This is a genomic window from Stenotrophomonas sp. AGC87 (assembly GCF_057333975.1).
Window position 1 is genome coordinate 103,665 of sequence record NZ_JBHFHW010000044.1, and the last position, 5,264, is coordinate 108,928.

Genomic DNA, 5,264 nt, shown 5'->3' on the forward strand with positions numbered 1-5,264 from the left:
CCCCCCCCCCCCCCCCCCCCACCCCCAGCCCGGCGCCACGCCATGCGTGGTCAAGCAGTCCCGGCCCCGATGTAGAGCCACGCCATGCGTGGCTTCGCCATCCCGGAACGAACGCCTGCCACCCATGGGGTGGCGCTACGCGGCTTCGTCCCCCCAAACGCCGCCTTCGTCGCATGCCGCTTGTTCCCCGTGGCGGCAGGGCTATGCTCGCCTCACTCCCTATGTGATGACGCCGCCGTGTTCGCCAGCCTCTCCCTGATCTTCCGCATTCTGTTGGCCTGGGCCGCCGCCATCGTGGTGGCGGGGTTCGTCTGGAGTGGCTTCTTCCATGGCATGGACGAAGGTCCCGGATGGGTGTTCGGCTTGCTGGCCCTGTTCGTGATGGTGACGGCCCTGGGCAGCTGCATCGCCCATATCCGCCGGGTCCAGCACGCGGCCGGGCGCCTGGACGCGGCCACCCTGTCCAGCCGCCAGCGGCGCCAGATCGAGGTCCCAATGGATGCGGGCCCCGCCTTCGCCTTGGTCGAAGCCGCCATCGCCGAGCTGCCGCGGGTGGAAGACATCGAAAGCGCTCCAGGCAGCCTGCAGGTCCGTGCCTACGTGCGCCGCGTGGACACCTACAACGGCCGCCCGCCGTCCCGCTGGAACCTGCCTGCGCGGCTGGCGATCAAGCGCAACAGCGTGCTTGCCACGGTCACGCCGGGGCAGGGCACCAGCAGTGTGACGCTGCTGTTCGAGCCCGATGCCGGCGTCTGGGCGGACCTGCTGGCGGTGGATGAAGGCAGCAATCATGAGAACGCCGAAGCGGTGAGCCGTGCGATCACCCGCCGGGTGGCCGAGCAGCGCCGCGATGAGCAGGCCGCCGCCGAGCAGACCGCAACCGAGAAGGAACTGTCGGTGGCCAAGCTCAACCTGCTGCATGCCCAGGTTGAGCCGCACTTCCTCTACAACACCTTGGCCAACGCGCAGGTGCTGACCCGCACCGATCCGCCGCGTGCAGACCAGATGCTGGGGCACCTGATCCAGTACCTGCGCAGTTCGCTGCCCAGCGTGGACGAATCGATGTCCACCCTGGGGGTGGAGCTGGAGCGCACCCAGGCCTACCTGGAAATCCTCAAGATCCGCATGGGTGCACGCCTGGCCCTGCAGGTGGATGTGCCGCCGGCGCTGACCAGTGTGCCGCTGCCCTCGATGGCCCTGCAGACCCTGGTCGAGAATGCGATCAAGCACGGGCTGGAACCCAAGCCGGGCGGTGGCACGGTATGGATCATCGCGCGCGCTTTCGAGGACCATGTCACCCTCACCGTGGCCGATGATGGCCTCGGTTTCGGGCAGGGCACCAGCGGTACCGGGATCGGCCTGAAGAACCTGCGCGAGCGCCTGCGCCTGACCTGCGGTGAGCGCGCCGGCGTGGCCATCGTGTCCAATTTCCCCACCGGCGTGGCGGCGACGATCACCCTGCCACGCGATGCCCGGGAGGCGATCCATGCAGCTTGATGCGCTCATTGCCGAAGACGAAGACCTGCTCCGCCAGTCGCTGGTGGCCCAGCTGCAGCGGTTGTGGCCGGAACTGCGGCTGGTGGCCGAATGCGAGGACGGTGCCAGCGCGCTGGAGCGCCTGGCCGAGTTGAAGCCGGACCTGGCCCTGCTCGATATCCGCATGCCGGGCATCACTGGCATCGAGGTGGCCCGCGCACTGCCCGAAATCAGCCCGCGCACCCAGGTGGTGTTCGTCACCGCCTACGACCAGTACGCCATCGATGCCTTCGAACAGGGCGCGATCGACTACCTGCTCAAGCCGGTCAGCGATGAGCGTCTGCTCGCCACGCGCGAGCGGATCCTGGCGCGCATGCAGCTGGGCCGACCGGACAGCGGCATGCTCGAACAACTGCTGCAGCGCCTGGGCCAGCAGCCCGCCGCGGCCTCAAGCGCGCCGCCGTTGGCGTGGATCACCGCCAGCAACGGGCGCGACACCCAGCTGATCATGCTCGAAGACGTGATCTACTTCCGTGCCGACAGCAAATACACCACCGTGGTCACCGAGCAGGGTGAAAGCCTGCTGCGTACCTCGCTGCGCGAACTGCTCGACGCGCTCGATCCGCAACGGTTCCGCCAGATCCACCGTTCCACCATCGTCAACATGAAAGCCGTGGCTGCGGTCACCCGCGATGACACCGGCCGCGGCCAGCTGCGCCTGAAGCACCGCGCCGAAGTGCTCAACGTCAGCCAGCCCTTCATGAGCCTGTTCCGCGGGATGTAACGCGCCTTTTCTTTCGTCGGGAGCCTGCCATGCGTATCGCCGTTGTCGCCAGTTTCTGCGTGCTGGTGCTGGCTGCCTGCCAGCAATCGAGCAACACCTCCGTCACCCGCATCCGCGCCAATGGCGTGGATACGCTGTACAGCAAGACCACGGTCGACAACGGGGTGGCCAGCTTCGCCTGCATCGCCAGCAGCAGTGGCCACTGCCATTACCTGGTGCTGGATGCGCGCTGCGGGAAGGACAAGGACTGCGCCTATCCGCCGTTGCACCGGTTGGCGGTGGCGGTCGGCAAGACCGAGCAGATGGCGGGGCTGCCGGCTGGGTTCCAGCACTGCGTCAGCGCAGTCCAGAAAGAACAATGCCACCGTGAGTGATCACGGTGGCATCGTGGCTCCCCCCGCGTTTCAGTAGGGTCAGAACGCCGGTTGCAGATGCAGGTTGGTACCGTTGGGCTGCTCGCCCACGTGGTTGAGCTGGCCGACCAGTTCGGTGTGCTGCTTCATCCGGCCGATCTCGCGCATGATGCGGATATCCTCGTGGCGCAGCTCGCGCTTGGCGCTCACGGCCTGCTTGTAGTCCAGCACTTCCGGATAGTGCTGGGCCATGTCCAGCGCTTCGGCCACGCACTCCACCGTGTCGGCATCGGAGGTGATCCGGGCGCGGCTGTTGAAGGCCTTCATCCAGCGTTCGAAGCCGGCGGTGTGATCGAACATGTTGGCCATGAACCAGATCACGAACAGGATCGACACCCATGAGCCGAACACGATCACCACGCGGGTGAAGGTGATATGGAAGTCATCCTTCCACAGGTAGTTGCTGATCAGGCCGAGGATCAGCAGCGAGGACGCCTGCCACCCGACGATCGAGGCCATCAGCCATTGGCCCTTGGCCTTGGCGAGCACCGCGACTTCCTCGCGGATCTGTTGTTCACTCTTGTTACGCCAATGCGCGACCTGTTTTTCGAACGGGCTGCTGTACAGCTCGTTGTCCTGCAACAGCAAACCCAAACCTTTGAACAAAGCGATCATGACGAGCTCCTTCTGGAACGTGCGGCAGCGCATTGGACGACGTTGTGGCACGTCCAGTTCTAGCACTTTCACGGCGCTTGGCAATGGGCAAAGCGCAAAGATCCGGCGTCATTCCTGCCTGAATGGGCAAACTCGCAGCGGATTTGCGCACTGCGGCACGTAAATCACCGGGTAAATAGGCCGCAGACGCCGGTTCCCATGCTGCAGTTGCACAATGCGCAGGCCCAGCGCGACGGCGCCCTCGCCAGCCCCACCGGTATCACGCAGAATTGACGCATCCGCGCGAAACGCCGGTCCGCTCCGCCTCGGTACTGTTGATGTCTTCCCTGCTGCATTCGCTTGCCCGCCCCGCCACCGCCCCGATCCGCCGCTGGGTACTGGGTGCTTTCCCCCGCGGCCAGAGTGGGATCGATTACGACCATCCCTTGGGCGACCCTGGTTGGTTCGGCCCGGACAGCATCACCTGGCGCGTGCACTCGGAATTTCCCGGGATGCTTGCCGGCGGTCTGTGCGCGCTGATGCTGCAGACCCTGCATCCGCTGGCCCTGGCCGGCGTGTACGACCACTCCAACTTCCACGATGACCTGGTCGGCCGCCTGCGTCGCACCACCGCGTTTGTCGCGGGCACCACCTACGCACCGACCGCGGAAGTCGAGGCGCTGATCAGCAAAGTGGCGCGCATCCACGCGCAGGTGCGCGGACAGACCGCCGACGGGCGCGCGTATTCCGCCGACGATCCAGCGTTGCTGACCTGGGTGCACGTGACCGAGGCCTACGGCTTCCTGCAAGGTTGCCGGCGCTACTGCCGCGATGTCCCCACAGCGATCGCCGATCAGTATTACCGCGAGTACAAGCGTGTGGCCGAGGCGCTCGGCGCCACCGATGTGCCCGCTTCGGAAGCGGAGGTGGACGCGTACTTCGCGCGCCAGCAATCGGCGTTGGTGTTCGACGCGCGTTCGCGCGAAGTATTGGCGGTGCTGTCGGACATCCGTCTGCCGGTGCCGATGGCGGGGCTGTCACGCGAGGTGTTCCTCGGCGCGGGCGCGGCGCTGTTGCCGGACTGGGCGACGTCGATGCTCGCGCGCACACCGATGCAGCGTGCGCAGTCACGGGCGTCTGCCGTGATGCTGAAGGGCATGGCGCCGCTGTTCCGGCGTGCACTGCAGGATGGCCTGGCGACGCGCGCATGCACGCGGATGGGTCTTCCTGCCAGCGTGCTTGCTGACTGGCCCTGAAGCGGTAGGTACCGACCGTTGGTCGGTAATCGCGAGTGCCTGTGTCTGATGGTCGGGTCGGGCACGTGCAGGCTTCCGGGACCCGCTGCAAGTCCCGCTCCGCGGCCCGGCCCAGCCGCTGGCGACTGTGCGTTCAGTCGCATGCGAGGCAGTGCCTCGCAAGCAATGCGCCTTCACCCAAGTAAGCTCGTATGCCGCCATCCATGGCGGCATACGGTCCCTCCAGCCTGCACGTGCCCGCCCCCTGACACTTGGCTGGTGGCCATGCTGAGGTCAAAAGCCAGCGAACAGCACCACGCGGCAACGCGGAGTAGCAGCGCTGCAGAAACGCGGGGCAGTAGGGCTAAGCAGCAGACTAAGTTGCAGTGCCAACCAGTGGATCAGAGTGGCGATGCTGGGCAGCTGAAGAGCTAAACGGCTAAACAGCTAAACAGCGAAGCACAGAAGTGCAGAGGTGCAGAAGTGCAGAAGTGCAGAACAGCAAAGCAGCAGAGCAAAGCTGTGTTGCTCGACGAAGCCGAGCAGCAAAACTACAGAGCGAATCTGGGTAGCAAAACAAACGTACTCACTGCCGCAGCTGCGGCGCTAACGCCTGCTTTTTCCCGTGCGCACCAGCCCACTGTCAGAGGGTGGGGGGGGGGGGGGGGGGGGGGCCGTATGCCGCCATGGATGGCGGCATACGAGCTTACATGGACGTACTTGCAGCGGGTCCCGCGAACCCCCCCCGGGCCCCCCCCACCC

The 5,264-nt window shown here is 65.9% G+C and carries 5 protein-coding genes; 4 read left to right on the forward strand and 1 reads right to left on the reverse strand.

The window, feature by feature from the left end; genetic code table 11:
• Positions 1-237: 237 nt before the first annotated feature.
• From ACE026_RS20660 to ACE026_RS20670, 3 genes are read left to right on the forward strand one after another with little or no spacing between them, the layout of a single operon-like run.
• Positions 238-1,497 (forward strand): histidine kinase, encoded by a 1,260-nt coding sequence (locus ACE026_RS20660; RefSeq protein ID WP_486040726.1) that lies wholly within the window; start codon positions 238-240, stop codon positions 1,495-1,497.
• On the forward strand, positions 1,487-2,260 hold the full coding sequence (locus ACE026_RS20665) for a LytR/AlgR family response regulator transcription factor (RefSeq protein ID WP_313211749.1): 774 nt from the start codon (positions 1,487-1,489) through the stop codon (positions 2,258-2,260). The genes ACE026_RS20660 and ACE026_RS20665 overlap by 11 nt, the downstream gene beginning before the upstream one ends.
• A 29-nt stretch (positions 2,261-2,289) precedes the next feature.
• Complete coding sequence (locus tag ACE026_RS20670) at positions 2,290-2,634, forward strand: hypothetical protein (RefSeq protein WP_486040727.1); 345 nt, start codon at positions 2,290-2,292, stop codon at positions 2,632-2,634.
• A gap of 39 nt (positions 2,635-2,673) precedes the next feature.
• Here the strand turns inward: ACE026_RS20670 and ACE026_RS20675 are convergent, their stop codons facing one another.
• Positions 2,674-3,288 carry a hypothetical protein gene (locus ACE026_RS20675; protein WP_026070179.1) on the reverse strand — a complete coding sequence of 205 codons (615 nt, stop codon included), beginning with the start codon at positions 3,286-3,288 and terminating at the stop codon, positions 2,674-2,676.
• A 317-nt stretch (positions 3,289-3,605) separates the two neighbouring features.
• Here ACE026_RS20675 and ACE026_RS20680 point away from each other — a divergent pair, with 317 nt between their 5' ends.
• Positions 3,606-4,523, forward strand: a complete 918-nt coding sequence (locus tag ACE026_RS20680) for an oxygenase MpaB family protein (RefSeq protein WP_486040728.1) — start codon at positions 3,606-3,608, stop codon at positions 4,521-4,523.
• Positions 4,524-5,264 lie beyond the last annotated feature (741 nt).

Coding starts and splice junctions, on each gene's coding strand:
- ACE026_RS20665 (WP_313211749.1), top strand. CDS start 1,487: ATGCAGCTTGATGCGCTCATTGCCGAAGACGAAGACCTGCTCCGCCAG.
- ACE026_RS20670 (WP_486040727.1), top strand. CDS start 2,290: ATGCGTATCGCCGTTGTCGCCAGTTTCTGCGTGCTGGTGCTGGCTGCC.
- ACE026_RS20675 (WP_026070179.1), bottom strand. CDS start 3,288: ATGATCGCTTTGTTCAAAGGTTTGGGTTTGCTGTTGCAGGACAACGAG.
- ACE026_RS20680 (WP_486040728.1), top strand. CDS start 3,606: ATGTCTTCCCTGCTGCATTCGCTTGCCCGCCCCGCCACCGCCCCGATC.